Annotated in this window: 14 protein-coding genes and 1 pseudogene; 9 read left to right on the top strand and 6 right to left on the bottom strand. The window is 70.8% G+C overall.

Annotated features, from left to right (window positions below; all coding sequences use genetic code 11):
- The first annotated feature begins 16 nt into the window (after nucleotides 1–16).
- On the top strand, nucleotides 17–1000 hold the full coding sequence (locus G569_RS0138270) for a malate dehydrogenase (RefSeq protein ID WP_028067314.1): 984 nt from the start codon (nucleotides 17–19) through the stop codon (nucleotides 998–1000).
- A gap of 47 nt (nucleotides 1001–1047) precedes the next feature.
- Here the strand turns inward: G569_RS0138270 and G569_RS0138265 are convergent, their stop codons facing one another.
- Genes G569_RS0138265 through G569_RS55170 form a run of 3 tightly spaced genes read right to left on the bottom strand, consistent with a single transcriptional unit; the run spans nucleotide 1048 to nucleotide 2804 of the window.
- Nucleotides 1048–1428 (bottom strand): hypothetical protein, encoded by a 381-nt coding sequence (locus G569_RS0138265; protein ID WP_028067313.1) that lies wholly within the window; start codon nucleotides 1426–1428, stop codon nucleotides 1048–1050.
- A gap of 18 nt (nucleotides 1429–1446) precedes the next feature.
- Nucleotides 1447–1890: an SRPBCC family protein gene (locus tag G569_RS0138260; protein WP_028067312.1), complete on the bottom strand. Its 444-nt coding sequence runs from the start codon at nucleotides 1888–1890 to the stop codon at nucleotides 1447–1449.
- On the bottom strand, nucleotides 1887–2804 hold the full coding sequence (locus tag G569_RS55170) for an NAD(P)H-binding protein (RefSeq protein ID WP_245602675.1): 918 nt from the start codon (nucleotides 2802–2804) through the stop codon (nucleotides 1887–1889). The genes G569_RS0138260 and G569_RS55170 overlap by 4 nt, the downstream gene beginning before the upstream one ends.
- A 199-nt stretch (nucleotides 2805–3003) precedes the next feature.
- Between G569_RS55170 and G569_RS0138250 the strand changes: the two genes are divergently transcribed.
- Entirely contained in the window at nucleotides 3004–3276 is a 273-nt protein-coding gene (locus G569_RS0138250; protein ID WP_245602673.1) for a hypothetical protein, read from the top strand.
- Here G569_RS0138250 and G569_RS55165 read toward each other — a convergent pair.
- Nucleotides 3239–4453, bottom strand: a complete 1215-nt coding sequence (locus G569_RS55165; protein ID WP_053227629.1) for a cation:proton antiporter — start codon at nucleotides 4451–4453, stop codon at nucleotides 3239–3241. The two genes, G569_RS0138250 and G569_RS55165, sit on opposite strands and share 38 nt — an antisense overlap.
- Nucleotides 4454–4474: 21 nt before the next feature.
- On the opposite strand from G569_RS55165, the gene G569_RS0138240 reads away from it, so the two are divergent.
- Together G569_RS0138240 and G569_RS0138235 are read left to right on the top strand one after the other, a co-directional pair.
- Nucleotides 4475–5224 carry an MBL fold metallo-hydrolase gene (locus G569_RS0138240; protein WP_028067310.1) on the top strand — a complete coding sequence of 250 codons (750 nt, stop codon included), beginning with the start codon at nucleotides 4475–4477 and terminating at the stop codon, nucleotides 5222–5224.
- Between the two features lie 143 nt (nucleotides 5225–5367).
- Nucleotides 5368–6282 (top strand): EAL domain-containing protein, encoded by a 915-nt coding sequence (locus G569_RS0138235; protein WP_028067309.1) that lies wholly within the window; start codon nucleotides 5368–5370, stop codon nucleotides 6280–6282.
- A 13-nt stretch (nucleotides 6283–6295) separates the two neighbouring features.
- Here G569_RS0138235 and G569_RS0138230 read toward each other — a convergent pair whose 3' ends face one another.
- The gene (locus tag G569_RS0138230) at nucleotides 6296–7288 is read right to left on the bottom strand and encodes an ABC transporter substrate-binding protein (RefSeq protein WP_028067308.1); all 993 of its coding nucleotides are present in this window, start codon (nucleotides 7286–7288) and stop codon (nucleotides 6296–6298) included.
- Nucleotides 7289–7311: 23 nt separating this feature from the next.
- On the opposite strand from G569_RS0138230, the pseudogene G569_RS55160 reads away from it, so the two are divergent.
- The 3 genes and pseudogenes from G569_RS55160 to G569_RS55155 all read left to right on the top strand — a co-directional run bounded on the left by G569_RS55160 (nucleotide 7312) and on the right by G569_RS55155 (nucleotide 10170).
- Nucleotides 7312–8297: pseudogene (locus G569_RS55160) on the top strand (FecCD family ABC transporter permease).
- Nucleotides 8294–9310, top strand: coding sequence for a FecCD family ABC transporter permease (locus G569_RS0138220; protein WP_028067307.1), 1017 nt, complete (start codon nucleotides 8294–8296; stop codon nucleotides 9308–9310). The pseudogene G569_RS55160 and the gene G569_RS0138220 overlap by 4 nt, the downstream one beginning before the upstream one ends.
- Nucleotides 9292–10170 carry an ABC transporter ATP-binding protein gene (locus tag G569_RS55155; protein ID WP_037501890.1) on the top strand — a complete coding sequence of 293 codons (879 nt, stop codon included), beginning with the start codon at nucleotides 9292–9294 and terminating at the stop codon, nucleotides 10168–10170. Before G569_RS0138220 ends, G569_RS55155 begins: the two co-directional genes overlap by 19 nt.
- On the opposite strand, the gene G569_RS0138210 is transcribed toward G569_RS55155, so the two are convergent.
- The gene (locus G569_RS0138210; RefSeq protein WP_028067306.1) at nucleotides 10061–11287 is read right to left on the bottom strand and encodes a hypothetical protein; all 1227 of its coding nucleotides are present in this window, start codon (nucleotides 11285–11287) and stop codon (nucleotides 10061–10063) included. The two genes, G569_RS55155 and G569_RS0138210, sit on opposite strands and share 110 nt — an antisense overlap.
- An 82-nt stretch (nucleotides 11288–11369) precedes the next feature.
- On the opposite strand from G569_RS0138210, the gene lon reads away from it, so the two are divergent.
- Complete coding sequence (gene lon / locus G569_RS55150; protein ID WP_053227628.1) at nucleotides 11370–13742, top strand: endopeptidase La; 2373 nt, start codon at nucleotides 11370–11372, stop codon at nucleotides 13740–13742.
- Between the two features lie 22 nt (nucleotides 13743–13764).
- Nucleotides 13765–14220 carry a hypothetical protein gene (locus tag G569_RS0138200; protein ID WP_028067305.1) on the top strand — a complete coding sequence of 152 codons (456 nt, stop codon included), beginning with the start codon at nucleotides 13765–13767 and terminating at the stop codon, nucleotides 14218–14220.
- The last annotated feature ends 5 nt before the right edge of the window (nucleotides 14221–14225 follow it).

Below are 14225 nucleotides of genomic sequence, written 5' to 3'. Positions count from 1 at the left end.
GACATAGCCTTGACGTATGTCCACCAACGTCACAGTCACGGGAGCCGCCGGACAGATCGGCTACGCGCTCCTGTTCCGAATCGCCTCCGGACAGCTCCTCGGACCCGACACCAAAGTTCGCCTCAAGCTGCTCGAGATCCCGCAGGCCGTCAAGGCTGCCGAGGGCACAGCGCTGGAGCTCTTCGACTCAGCCTTCCCGCTGCTCGAGGACATCGACATCTACGACGACGCCAAGCAGGCGTTCGAGGGCACGAACATCGCGCTGCTGGTCGGCGCCCGCCCGCGCACGAAGGGCATGGAGCGCGCCGACCTGCTCGAGGCCAATGGCGGCATCTTCAAGCCGCAGGGTGAAGCGATCGCCGCCGGCGCCGCGAATGACATCAAGGTGCTCGTCGTCGGCAACCCGGCCAACACCAACGCGCTGATCGCCCAGTCCAACGCCGACGGCGTCCCGGCAGAGCGGTTCACCGCGATGACGCGCCTGGACCACAACCGTGCGATCGCCCAACTGGCGCAGAAGACCGGCGCCGCCGTGTCGGAGATCACCAACATGGCGATCTGGGGCAATCACTCACCCACGATGTACCCCGACCTGTTCAACGCGAAGGTCAAGGGTCAGCGCGCGTGGGACGCGGTCGGTGACGAGAGCTGGGTGGCCGAGCAGTACATCCCGCGCGTCGGCAAGCGCGGCGCCGAGATCATCGAGGCGCGTGGCGCGTCCAGCGCCGCCTCCGCCGCGAGCGCCGCGATCGACCACGTGTATGACTGGGTGAACGGCACCGCCGAGGGTGACTGGGTGTCGATGGCCGTCCCGTCAGACGGTTCCTATGACGTCCCCGAAGGGATCATCACCTCGTTCCCGGTCACCACCGCGAACGGTGAGTGGTCGATCGTTCAGGGCCTCGACGTGCCCGAGTTCTCCCGCGAGCGCATCAACAAGACGGTGGCCGAGCTCCAGGAGGAGCGCGAGGCCGTCAGCAAGCTCGGACTCGTGAAGTAGCGCCTTAAGGTCGGATGATCGGGGTGGGGCGGAGGGGCTGCCCCGCCTTAACTTCTCAAATGCCACCCGCGCCCGGACTTCGTCACTTTGCCTTCTTCGGCGAGTCCGGGCATCACGCGGTACAGGTAGTTCTGTTTGATGCCCATCGCCTCGGCGAGTTCCGGGATGGTGATGCCGGGGTGATCGGTCACCAACTGCAGCGCCTCGGCGGCGCGTGAGCCGCCGCCCTTGGGCCGGCCCCGCTTGGCGCCGGTTCCGGGCGGGCGCCCGCGGCGCTTGGCCGCGGCGGGTGCGGGTGCCGCGCCGTTGCCCAGCCCTCCGAGTGCCCGATCGGCCGCGAGCAATTTGTTGTACTCGTCGACGAGTGGTTTGAGTTCTTTCAGGCGCGCCTGGATTTCCTTGCGCTTCTCGTCGAGAAAGTCGGCCATGTGTCACACCGTACTGAGTCAGCGTTCCAGAAGTGCTTTGAGTTGTTGCAGTGAACGCTTGGCCTCACGTTCAGGTTGACCGCCGACCAGCACGCGACTGGCCGCGGCACCCAGCAGTCCGCCGGGTGCCTTGAACTCGTTCTCGTACTCGAAGTGGGTGCCGGAGTCCGAAGGTGTGAGCCGGTAACTCGTCCGCGCGTACGACCCCGCGGGCCCGCGGCCCTCCCACGTCGCACGGTCCGGGCGCGACGCTTCCGTCAACGTCCAATGCACTTTGAAGTTGGCGTGACGCAGGCACAGCGTCTGATCCATCTCATAGCCCTCGCGCGGGTCACCTGGATCGGCGCGATTCACTTTCCGGTGGATCGTGACCCACTCGTGGAGACGCTGCGGGTCGAGCATCAGGTCATAGACCGTCTCGGGCGGCGCCGCGATGTCGATCTGCGCTCGGACTTCACTCATGTCGCGCTCTCCATATCACGCAATGCCCGTTCGACCGCCGCTTCAAAGCGGTGCAAGCGCACGCCGAACGCGCCCGCCGCTTCACCGTCGCGGGGCAGGAGGTCGTGTTCGAGCGACTCCATCAGCGGCTCGATCAGCCCTGGATCCTCCTCGGCGATCGCGGCCGCGACCACCGACGCCACCGGTGTGAGGTTGAACGGGAGCGAGATGGCGGGGCGGTCGACGAGCATCACCCGGGCGATGCGTTCGAGCATCTCCTGGTAGCTCATGACGTCGGGGCCGCCGATGTCCCAGGCGCGGCCCGCGTGGCGCGCATCGAGGCTCGCCGAGGCCGCGAGGAACTCGAGCACGTCGCGGCCGTCCACGGGCTGGGTGCGGTTCGCGCGCCAGGCCGGCAGCGCCAGCACCGGGAGCCGCTCGATCAGCCGCACGAGGAAGCGGAAGGACCGTGAGCGGGCGGCGACGACGATCGAGGCGCGCAGCGCGACCGACTCCGGCGCCGCGGCGAGCAGCGTGTGCTCGACGGTCAGCCGCGACGCCAGGTGGCGGGAGAGCGCGCCGTCGGACGGCAGCAGCCCGCCGAGGTAGACGATCCGCCGCACGCCCGCCGCGGCCGCCGCGCTCGCGAACGCCTCCGCCTGGCGGCGCTCGAGGTCGACGAACGCGGACGTGCCCTCCATCGAGTGGATCAGGTAGTAGGCGACGTCGACGCCGTCGAGCGCCCGGTCGAGCCCGGCGCCGGTCGTCGCGTCGCCGAGCACGAGGTCGTCCAGCACCGCGCCCGCGGCCAGCACGCGCTCACGCGAGCGAGCGAACCCACGGACGGCGTGGCCGTCACGGACGAGGCGTGGGACGAGGGCTGCGCCGACGTATCCGGACACGCCGGTGACGAGCGTCTGCAAGGGAGCGTGCACTGACATCCAGGCTGACAGGCGCCGAAAACCTCGCAGATAGCGGCGTCGCCATGTCGCAAACGGGGGGAATTTCACGCGAAAAGCGCCTATTTGCGGGAAGAACAGGGAAACCCTGCGTTTTGCGGATCCGGGCTCGCGAGACCCCTTGAACCACCCGCTCCCCTCCGCTTTGATCGCGGCCGGTCGTTGTGACGGAGTCGTGAACAAGGGGCTGTCGGGGAACGTGTCTGCAGTGATTGCGCCGCCGCGCGGGAAGAGGGCGAAGAAGGTCACGTGCGAGGAGTGCTTCTTCTCGCGGAACGGGCTCTGCGCGCTCGATCTCGACGAGGCGTGCGCGACGTTCCGTCCCTATCACCCCGACGGCCTGAAGCCGCCGGAGCAGATGCGGTTCGTGTTCCGGCAGGAGCGCCGCCGCCAGTCGGCCTTCGCGTTCCCTACGGCGCAGGAGCAGGCTCGGCGCTACTCCGGTTAGCCACCCAGTTCGATGCCGGCGTGTCGGACAGTCCGTGCGCCAGGATCGAGGTGAAGACGCACAGCGCGGCGAGGTTGAAGATCCGCTCGGCTTCCGGGAAGCCCTCGGCGAGCACCAGGAGCGAGAACGCCATCGTCGCCACGCCCTTCGGGCCGAACCACGCCATGAACGCCTGCAGGTAGAACGGCAGGCGGGTGCCGATCAGCGCGACGGCGATCGCCGCCGGGCGGGCGATCAGCAGGGTCACGACGACGATGCCGACCGCGGCCCAACCGTCGCCGAACAGGCCGTCGAGGGTCAGCAGCGAGCCGAAGACGACGAACACGCCGAGCTTGACGATCTCGACGATGTCGTCGGCGCGCTCCTCGAACGTGTGCCGCAGGTCCTGGCGGCGGATGCCGAGCGTGATCGCGCAGACGAACACCGCGATGAGGCCGTTGCCCGCGGGCGGGAGCACGGTGACGCCGTAGGTGAGGAACGCGACGCCGAGCGCGTACAGCGACTGCTGATGCGCCGGGATGTCGGGCTTGCGCGGCAGCAGCGCCGCGGCGAGCAGCCCGATCACGATCCCGAACGCGAACCCGAGGCCCACGTCCTGGAGCACGAACCGCCACCACACGAACCCGTCGTCGCCGGCGAGCACCGCGCTGAACGCGAGCACGGCGGGCAGCGCGAGCCCGTCGTTCATGCCGGACTCGAGGTTGAGCGAGTGGCGGACGATCCGCGGGACGCGCGGGTTGGTCACCACCGACGACGAGAGCACGGGGTCGGTCGGCGACAGCAGCGCGCCGACGAGGAAGCTGGCGGTCCAGCCGAGGTCGGTCAGCCAGTGCGTCGCCACCGCGACGATCACGCACGTCAAGGGCATCGCGATGACCAACTTGCGCGCGGGGAGGTGCCAGGCCGTCTGGAGCATCTCGGCCTCGACCTCGAGCCCGTCGCGGAACAGGATCACGATCAGGGCGACGGTCGCCAGGTCGTGCACGAACTCCGACGTCGGGTCGATGTCGAGCACGCTGAACCCAGCGTCGCCGAGCAGGAAGCCGGCAAGCACGAAGACCGCGGTCAGCGACAGGAACGATCTGTGGGCGATGCCGGAGGCGAGCGCCCCGATCACCAGCAGCGCGCCGAAGATGAGCGCCACGACATCGAAGCTCGCGGCGGCGAGGACGGTCACGCCGGTAGGGTCTCACAGCCCGTGAAGATCACCGTCCTAGGGAAGTCCCCCGCCTGGCAGGACGCCGGCGGCGCCTGTTCCGGCTATCTCGTCCAAGGCGGCGGACAGACCGTGCTGCTGGACTGCGGCCCGGGCGTGTTCTCCAAGCTCCGCCACCACGTCGACTACGCCGCCGTGGACACCGTCGTGATCTCGCATCTGCACGCCGACCACGTGCTCGACCTCGTCCCGTTCGCGTCCGGGCTGCGCTACGGCCCGCGCTCGGCGCGGCCGAGGCTGTTCGCGCCGCCGGGCGCGCTCGACACGTTCGCCGGCATGAGCAAGGCGACGTTCATGACCGCCGAGCACATCGAGCTGGCGTTCGAGGTCACGATCTACGACCCGGCCGACGTGCTGTCGATCGGCGAGCTGACCGTGCGCTTCCAGCCCGTCCCGCACTACATCCCGTGCAACGCGGTCGAGTTCACCGAGCCGGACGGCGCGCGGTTCACGTTCTCCGCCGACTGCGGGCCCAACCAGGCGCTGTGCGACTTCGCCGCGGACACGGACCTGCTGCTGATCGAGGCGACGCTGCCGGTCTCGGACAACGGGGGCCACCTGACGCCGCGCGAGGCGGGCGAGCACGGGGCCCGCGCGGGAGCGAAACGCGTGGTTCTGACGCACTTCTCCGACGAGCTCGACGTCGAATGGGCGCTCGCGGAGGGCGCCGCAGGGTTCGGCGCGCCGGTCGACGCGGCCCGCGAAGGGGCCACGTACGAGCTCGGCCGGTAAAGCCTGGCTCAGAAAAGCCGATCTATAGGGTCGTGACCCTAGCCACCGCCGCAATGGACGGTGTGCGTCTTCTATCGCACCGGCCGTCCGTGCTCTACAAAGTCGAGCACCTCGCTTCCGAGCCTTCCTCGGGCGATATTGCCGTGCAGGGACTCCTCCTCGCCGGTCCCGGCTGGGACGAGCGGCTGAAGGCGGTCATCAAGGCGCTCTCGATCTCCGAGCGCGCGTGCCTGTTCGCGGTCCGGCTGGCCGACGAGCAGTCGTTGCCGGTGCCGGCCGAGACGCTGCTGGACCGCACGCGGACCGACTGGTTCCCCGAGTTCCTCTCGCACGGCCAGATGAAGCCCCACTTCCAGCCGATCGTCGACCTGCGCGACGGGCTCGCCTACGGCCGCGAGGCGCTGATGCGCGGCATGCTCGGGACGGTCGAGCTGCGCGGCGCGGAGCTGATCGCCGCCGCCGAGGCCCACGACGCGCTCTTCTCCTTCGACTACCGCGCCCGCACCGCGGCGCTGGAGGTCGGCATGCCGATCCTCCCGCCCGGCGAGATCCTCTTCGTGAACCTCGACCCGCGCGCGGTCCTCGACGTCGACAGCTCGATGCGCACCACGTGGCCGATCGTCGGCCGCCTCGGCGCCGACCCGTCGCGGATCTGCCTGGAGATCATCAAGCCCGAGCGCTGCGCCGACCGCGAGCTGCTGCAGGAGATGGTCGCCGAGCACCGCAAGCGCGGCGCGATGGTCGCCCTCGACGACCTCTCCGGCGGCCCGGACTCGCTCGCCTGCCTCGAGCTCCTGCGCCCGGACGTCGCCAAGATCGACACCGCGCTGACCTCGGGCATCCAGCACTCCCCGGCCCGTCGCAACCTCGTCAAGGCGCTCGTCGAGTGCGCCCACGAGATGGGCGCCAAGGTCGTCGCCGAGGGCGTCGAGCGCGTGGACGAGTTCCGCGCCATGGCCGACTTGGGCGTCGACCTCGGCCAGGGCTTCTACTTCGGTCAGCCGACCGAGAAGCCGATGGCGGTCGACACCCGCCTCGTGCGCCCCAGCGCTTTCTAAAGGGTCTGACCCTTTAGGTTCGCGGGTCGCCGTCGGCCGCCGCGGCGAGCTTCGGGACGAGCTCGTCGACCAGCAGCGGGATGCTCAGCACGCTGATGAAGGACGTCGCCTCGTAGAGCGTCCCCTTCTCGGGCAGGAAGACGTCGCGGCCCTGCTTGCGGACGTCGAGCTCGGAGTAGACCGGGTTGCGCTTGAGCTTGGCCTCCGGGCCGGGCTCGGCGAACCAGAGCAGCGCGCCGACGTCCAGCAGGTCGACCTTCTCGTCGGAGAGCTGGCCGCCGAACTCCTTGCCGCCGATGTCCTCGAGGTCCTTCGGGAACGTGAAGCCGAGGTCGGTCATCAGGCGCGAGCGGGCGTCCTGCGGGCCGTAGACGTAGATGCCCTGGTACGGGGAGGCGACCGCGGCGGTCTGACCCTTGAACTCGGGGTGGGCGGCGGCCGCGGCCGCGAGTTGCTGCTCGGCCTTGGCCTTCAGCGCCTCGGCCTCCTCGGGCTTGCCGACCGCCTTGCCGGTGATCGTGATCTCGTCCTGCCAGCTCGAGCCCCAGTCGACCTGGCCGGGCGGCTGCGCGACGACCGGGGCGATCTTGGAGAGCGTGTCGTAGTCCTTCTGGTTCAGTCCGGAGTAGATCGCGAGGATCAGGTCAGGCGCGAGCGCGGCGACCTTCTCGTACTGGATGCCGTCGGTGAAGCTGAGCTTGGTCGGGAGCTTGCCGTCGCCGAGCGCCGCTTTCGCCCACGGGAAGATCGCGCCCGGGTGTTCGCCGTACCACTCGGTCGTCCCGACGGGGACGATGCCGAGCGCGAGCAGCGAATCCTGCTCGCGCAGGCCGACGACCACGATCCGCTTCGGCTGCGCCTTGATCGTCGTCTCCCCGAACTTGTGCTCGACCGTGACCGGGAAGGCGCCTGCCGCCGCGGGTGACGACGGCTGTTCGGTGGTTTCGCTCCCGCAGCCGGCGAGCAGACCGAGAGCGAGTAAAGCAAGCAGTACAACGCGTGTCATACCGGCTAGATTAGGGCACCCTAATGCGCGTTGTTGCCGTACCCGCCGCGCTTGCGGCGCTCGCTTTCGCGATCCTGTTGAGCCTGGCGGTGGGGGCGCGAGCGATCCCGTTCAGCGACGTGGTGGAGGCGCTGTTCGGCCACCTCGACGGCGGCGACGCGACGGTCGTGACCGACGTCCGCGTGCCGCGCACCGCGCTCGGGCTGCTGGTCGGCGCGGCGCTCGGGCTGGCGGGCGCGTTGATGCAGGCGCTGACCCGCAACCCGCTCGCGGACCCGGGCGTCCTCGGCGTCAACGCGGGCGCCAGCGCCGCGGTCGTCACCGCGATCGGGCTGCTCGGCATCACCCAGCCCGAGGGCTACGTGTGGTTCAGCTTCCTCGGCGCCGCGCTCGCCTCGGTGCTCGTCTACGCGATCGGCAGCGCCGGCCGCGGCGGCGCCACGCCGGTCCGCCTCGCGCTGGCGGGGACGGCGATCACCTACGCGCTGATCGCGTTCGTCTACGGCCTGGCGCTGACGGACCCGTACCTACTGCAGAAGTACAACCAGTGGTCGGTCGGCTCGCTCGGCGGGCGCGGGACGACCGAGCTCACGGTGGCGCTGCCGTTCGTGGCGTTGGGCGCGGTCGGCGCCGCCGTCCTCGCGCGGCCTTGAACGCGCTCGCGCTCGGCGACGACCAGGCGCGGGCGCTCGGCACCCACGCCGGCCGGACCCGGATCGGCGGCGCGGTGGCGATCACGCTGCTGGTGGGAGCGGCGACCGCCGCGGCCGGCCCGATCGCCTTCGTGGGCCTGACCGTCCCGCACGTCGCCCGCGCGATCGCCGGCACCGACCAGCGCTGGGTCCTCGCCTACAGCGCGCTGCTCGGCGCGACCCTGATGCTCGTCGCCGACTCGCTCGGCCGCGTGCTCGCCCGCCCCGGCGAGGTGCAGGCCGGGATCGTGATGGCGTTCGTCGGCGTCCCGATCTTCATCTCGGTGGTGCGCAGAAGGAGGATCGCCGAGCTGTGAGGGCAGCCGTGTTCTCGGCCCGCGTCCGCCCGCGCGGCGTCGTCGCCACCGCGGCCTTGGCGCTCGCCGCCGGCGCCCTCGCGGTCGTCGCGATCGGCACCGGCGACTTCGCGCTCTCGCCCGCGGCGGTGGTCGACACGCTGCTCGGCGGCGGCCCGCCCGGCGCCGACTTCATCGTCAACGAGTTGCGGCTCCCGCGCGTGCTCGCGGCGCTCGTCAGCGGCGCCGCGCTCGGTATCTCCGGAGCGATCTTCCAGGCGATCACCCGCAACCCGCTCGGCTCGCCGGACGTCGTCGGCTTCCAGGCCGGCTGCGTGACCGGCGCGCTGTTCGTGATCACGATCGTCGGCGGCGGCGGGCTCGAGGCCTCTGCCGGCGCGGTCGTGGGCGGGCTGGTGACCGCCGCGATCGTCTATGGACTCGCCTTCAAGAGCCGGCGCCTGTCGAGCTTCCGGCTGGTGCTCGTCGGCATCGCGATGGCGGCGCTGATGCTCGCGCTGACGGACTTCATGCTCTCCCGCGCTCGCATCGAAGAGGCGCAGGAGGCGACGCGCTGGCTGCTCGGGTCGCTCAACGGCCGCACGTGGGAGGAGGTCCGACCGCTGCTGATCGCGAGCGTCGTGCTGCTGCCGCTGGCGGCGCCGGCGGCCCGCTCGTTGAAGGCGCTCGAGCTCGGGGACGACGCGGCGCACGGCCTCGGCCTGCCCGTCGAGCGTGCACGCGCGGCGCTGGTGGCGCTCGCGGTCGGCCTCGTGGCGGCGACGACGACCGCGATCGGCCCGGTCGCGTTCGTGGCGCTCGCCGCGCCGCAGATCGCCAAGCGCGTCCTGCGCACCGCCGAGCCGTCGCTGATCGGCGCCGCGGTGACCGGCGCGCTGATCGTGCAGGCCTCCGACCTCGTCGCCCAGCGGCTCGTGCCCGGGACGCCGCTCCCGGTCGGCGTCGTCACCGGCGCCGTCGGCGGCGTCTACCTCGTCTCGCTGCTCGCGGCCCAATGGAGGCGCTCCGCGTGACGCTCACCGCCCACGACCTGACGCTCGCCTACGACAAGCGCGTCGTCGCCGAAGGGCTCGACGTCGTGATCCCCGACCGCGGCTTCACGGCGATCGTCGGGCCGAACGCGTGCGGCAAGTCGACCCTGCTCCGCGCACTCGCCCGCATGCTCAAGCCGAAGCGGGGCGCGGTGCTGCTCGACGGCCGCGAGATCGCCAGACAGCCGAGCAAGGACGTCGCGCGGCGCCTCGGGCTGCTCGCCCAGTCCGCGACCGCGCCGGACGGGATCAGCGTCGTCGACCTCGTCGCCCGCGGCCGGCACCCGCACCAGAGCTTCCTCAGGCAATGGTCGCGCGAGGACGAGCAGGCCGTCCAGCAGGCGATGCAGGCCACCCGCGTCGCCGACCTCGCCGACCGCCCGGTCGACGAGCTGAGCGGCGGCCAGCGCCAGCGGGTGTGGCTGGCGATGGTGCTCGCGCAGGACACACCATTGCTGCTGCTCGACGAGCCGACCACGTTCCTCGACCTCCAGCACCAGATCGAGGTGCTCGACCTGTGCGCCCAGCTGCACGCGAGCGGGCGCACGCTGGTCGCCGTCCTGCACGACCTCAACCAGGCATGCCGCTACGCCACCCACCTGATCGCGATGCGCGACGGCCGCGTCGTCGCCCGGGGCGCGCCCGCGGACGTCGTCGACGCCGAGCTCGTCGAGGCCGTCTTCGGGGTCCGCTGCCGGGTGATCGAGGACCCGGAGACGCAGACCCCGCTGATCATCCCCGCCGCACCGTCACGGACACCGGCTTCGCGCCCGCGAGCGTCAGCGTCGCCCGCAACGAGCTCCGCTTCTTCAACGCCCGCTGCGCCGCCGCGGAGAGCTTGAGCGTCAGCTTCGCCTTCGCGCCCGGCTTGACCGTCGAGCGGGCGCGGGCGATCGTCGCCGTCCGCTTGCTCGGCGGGACCTTGGCGCGCAGCGTGAGCTTCACCGCGCAGGCGGCCGCGGCGCGCGCCGGACAACTGGCGTTGACGGCGACCGCGCCCGCCTTATAACGCCCGAGCGCGCCCACCACGGCCGTGTTCGGCACCGGCGTGGCTGTCGGCGTCGCCGTCGGCACCGGGGTGCGCGTGGGGGTGGGCGTGACCGTGATCGGCGGGTGGTTGACGACCTTCAGGTCGAACCCCTGCACGGTGGCGTTCCCGGCCCCGTCGGTCACCGTGATCTCCAGCCGATGGGTGCCGTCCGGCACCTGGGCGCTGTCGAGGGCGAGGGAGATGCGGCGCGCCGCCGGGCAGTCCTCCGCGAGCGGCAGGTCGGCGGTCGCGTCGCCGGGCGAGAGCTCCGTGCACCGGCTCCCGCCGAGCGGGATCGACGCCAGCGGGATGCCGGCGAGCGTCGCGCTCGCGCTCGCCAGCCCGAGCCCGGTGTCGCGGGCGTCCAGGAGCACCTCGCTGACCCCCGCGGCGTACGGAGGGAGGCCGCTGACGGAGAAGGTCGGGCTCGTCGCGTCCTGCACCACCAGGGCGGCGAAGCGGAAGTCGAGCACGCCGCTCGCGTCGCACCCGGCGCTCGCGCAGCGCATGCCGAGCTCCACCCGGGACCCGGTCGCCGCACGCGTGAACGTTCCGCCGAGGGTCTGGTTGGTGTCGAGCGTCTCGAGGTCCATCGTCGACGTGCGCGCGAAGTAGCCCGGGCCGGTCACGTCGCGCCCGAGCCAGACACCGGTGACCGGCACGCCGGGCGGCGCGTTCAGGCGCAGCGCGGCGAGGCTCCCCTCCGCCGGGGCCGGGTTGGAGAAGCCGACGCGCACCGTGTCGCTCGGCGTCGCGCACGGCACGCCCGAGGTCGGCGTGACGAACGTGCCCGCCGAGCGCACGGAGTCGTAGCCGCCCGGCAACGCGCGCCCGTCGGGCCCGTGGCAGGCCCACAGCAGCGTGTCACGCGCGTGAGCGGTGGCGGGCGCGACCAGGGCGACGACGATGAGCGCGAACAGCAGGCGCATCCAGCCGAAGGTACTCGCGGCATGACGTGGCGTCCCCCGCAAACGGACGGTCGTCCGAGAAGGCCGAGTAGCATCGGCGCCGGTGAGCGCCACCCATGACGACGAGCTGCCCGCGGTCCTGCCGGAGACGGTTCCGGTCCTGCCCCTGCGCGACACCGTCACCTATCCGGACACGCTGACGCCGCTGGCGGTCGGGCAGGACCGGTCGATCCAGCTCGTCAACGATGTGCTCGCGGGCGACCGGATGCTGGTGATGCTCGGTTCCAAGGACCCGGAGCTCGAGACGCCCGGCCCGGACCAGCTGCACACGGTCGGCGTCGCGGGCGTCGTCGCCCGCATGCTCAAGGTCCCGGACGGGTCGCTGCGGATCCTCGTCCAAGCGGGCCAGCGGGTGCGGATCGACGAGTGGGTGGGCGAGGAGCCGTACCTCGTCGCCAAGGTCTCCGAGCTGCCCGACGAGGTCGAGGAAGGCCCGGAGCTGACCGCGCTGATGCGCAACGTCCAGCAGACGTTCACGCACATCATCGAGGAGGTCCCGTACCTCCCCGAGGAGCTGCAGATGGCGGTCGCCAACCTCGAGGACCCGGCCGCGCTCGCGCACCTGATCGCGGGCGCGCTGCGGATCAAGGTCGAGCAGAAGCAGGCATTGCTCGAGGAGGTCGACGTCAGCAAGCGGCTGCGGCAGCTCTCCGAGGTACTCGCGCGCGAGCTCGACATCGTCGCGATCGGGTCCAAGATCCAGTCGCAGGTCATGTCGGAGATGGAGTCCTCGCAGCGCGAGTACGTCCTGCGCCAGCAGCTGAAGGCGATCCAGGAGGAGCTCGGCGAGAAGGACCCCCTCGAGGCCGAGCTGGACGACCTGCGCTCGCAACTGGCCGAGCTCAACCTGCCCGAGGCCGTCCGCAAGCAGACGGACCGCGAGCTGTCGCGGCTGGAGAAGCTCCCGCAGGCGGCCGCCGAGCACGGGGTGATCCGCACCTACCTGGAGTGGATCGCGTCGCTGCCGTGGGACAAGCGCACCGACGACAACCTCGACCTGGCGCACGCCCGCACAGTGCTCGACGAGGACCACTACGACATCACCAAGGTCAAGGGCCGGATCCTCGAGTTCCTGGCGGTCCGCAAGCTCAAGCCCGAGGCTTCCGGCTCCTCGATCATGTGCTTCGTCGGCCCGCCCGGGGTCGGCAAGACGTCGCTGGGGAAGTCGATCGCGCGGGCGATGGGGCGCAAGTTCGAACGCATCAGCGCGGGCGGCGTGCGCGACGAGGCCGAGATCCGCGGCCACCGGCGGACCTACATCGGCGCGATGCCGGGGACGATCATCCGCGCGCTGCGCGACGCGGGGGCCAAGAACCCGCTGTTCATGATCGACGAGATCGACAAGATGGGCGCGGACTACCGGGGCGATCCCGCCAGCGCGATGCTCGAGGTGCTCGACCCCGAGCAGAACTCGTCGTTCCGCGACCACTACCTCGACGTGCCGTTCGACCTGTCCGGCGTGCTGTTCATCACGACCGCGAACACGCTCGACACGATCCCGCCGCCGCTGCGCGACCGCATGGAGATCATCCAGCTCGCCGGCTACACGGAGGAGGAGAAGCTCCAGATCGCCAAGCGCTATCTCGTCCCGCGCCAGATCGAGCGGTCCGGGCTCAAGCGCTCGCAGGTCGGCTTCACCGACTCCGGGTTGAAGACGATCATCGGCGAGTACACGCGGGAGGCGGGCGTGCGCGGGCTGGAGCGCGAGATCGCGTCCGCGTGCCGGAAGGTCGCGTTGAGCGTCGCGGAGGGAACGCACTCGAAGAAGGTCTCCGTGACCGCCCCGAAGGCGCGCGAGCTGCTCGGCCGCGTGAGGTTCCAGTCCGACACCAAGCGGCGCACCGCCGAACCGGGCGTCGCGACCGGGCTGGCGTGGACGCCCGTGGGCGGCGACGTCCTGTTCGTCGAGGCGACGGCGATGCCCGGCAAGGGCAAGTTGACGATCACCGGTCAGCTCGGGGACGTCATGAAGGAGTCCGCGCAGGCGGCGTTGTCGTATGTGCGCGGCCATGCCGACCTGCCCGACGACTGGTTCGCGACCCGCGACCTGCACATCCACGTGCCGGCGGGCGCGATCCCCAAGGACGGGCCGAGCGCGGGCATCACGATGGCGACCGCGCTGATGTCGCTGGTGACCGGCCGGCCGGTGCGCGACGACGTCGCGATGACGGGCGAGCTGACGCTCACCGGGCAGGTGCTGCCGATCGGCGGCCTGAAGGAGAAGGCGCTGGCGGCGCAGCGGGCGGGTGTGCGGCGGATTCTGGCGCCGTCACGCAACGAGCCGGACGTCGATGACATCCCCGAGGCACTGCGCAAGAACCTGGATTTCGTCTGGGTCGACGAGATCGGCGACGTGTTCGATGCCGCACTCGTGAATGGCGCAGGTGGGTATGCTCGGCCAAGATCACGCATTTGAAAGCGAGTTGAGCGAGGGAGCGATGGCGAACAAGAAGGTGCAAAAGGCCGGGAAGGCGGCTCAGTCGGCCCGCTCCAACCCGTACGTGCAGCGGCTGATCGAGGACGAGGAGCTGCGGCAGAACATCGTGTCCGCGTTCGAGTCCGCGCGCGATGCCTACGGGCGCCTGAACAACGGCAAGAACCCGACCAAGCAGATCTTCGACGACAAGAAGCTGCAGAAGCACATTCGCGAGACCGCCGGCAGCGTCCGCGACGTCTCGGTCGGCCTCTACGAGGCGCCGAAGGTGCAGAAGCGCCGCGGTGGCGGCGGTGGGTTCGGCAAGCTGATCCTGCTCGGCATCGTCGGTGGCGCGATCGCGCTCGTCGTCTCCGAGGGCCTGCGCAAGAAGGTGCTGGACGCGCTGTTCGGCGCGGAGGAGGAGTTCGAGTACACCTCGACGACCTCCACACCCACACCAGCGGGCACCGCGGCCTGATTTCT

This window comes from Solirubrobacter soli DSM 22325, assembly GCF_000423665.1.
GTDB lineage: Bacteria > Actinomycetota > Thermoleophilia > Solirubrobacterales > Solirubrobacteraceae > Solirubrobacter > Solirubrobacter soli.
Note: the sequence above shows the minus strand (reverse complement) of the source record. Positions and strands in the feature narration are given on the sequence as shown.

Coding starts and splice junctions, on each gene's coding strand:
- G569_RS0138270 (WP_028067314.1), top strand. CDS start 17: ATGTCCACCAACGTCACAGTCACGGGAGCCGCCGGACAGATCGGCTAC.
- G569_RS0138265 (WP_028067313.1), bottom strand. CDS start 1,428: ATGGCCGACTTTCTCGACGAGAAGCGCAAGGAAATCCAGGCGCGCCTG.
- G569_RS0138260 (WP_028067312.1), bottom strand. CDS start 1,890: ATGAGTGAAGTCCGAGCGCAGATCGACATCGCGGCGCCGCCCGAGACG.
- G569_RS0138230 (WP_028067308.1), bottom strand. CDS start 7,288: ATGACACGCGTTGTACTGCTTGCTTTACTCGCTCTCGGTCTGCTCGCC.
- G569_RS55155 (WP_037501890.1), top strand. CDS start 9,292: ATGGAGGCGCTCCGCGTGACGCTCACCGCCCACGACCTGACGCTCGCC.
- G569_RS0138210 (WP_028067306.1), bottom strand. CDS start 11,287: ATGCGCCTGCTGTTCGCGCTCATCGTCGTCGCCCTGGTCGCGCCCGCC.
- G569_RS0138200 (WP_028067305.1), top strand. CDS start 13,765: ATGGCGAACAAGAAGGTGCAAAAGGCCGGGAAGGCGGCTCAGTCGGCC.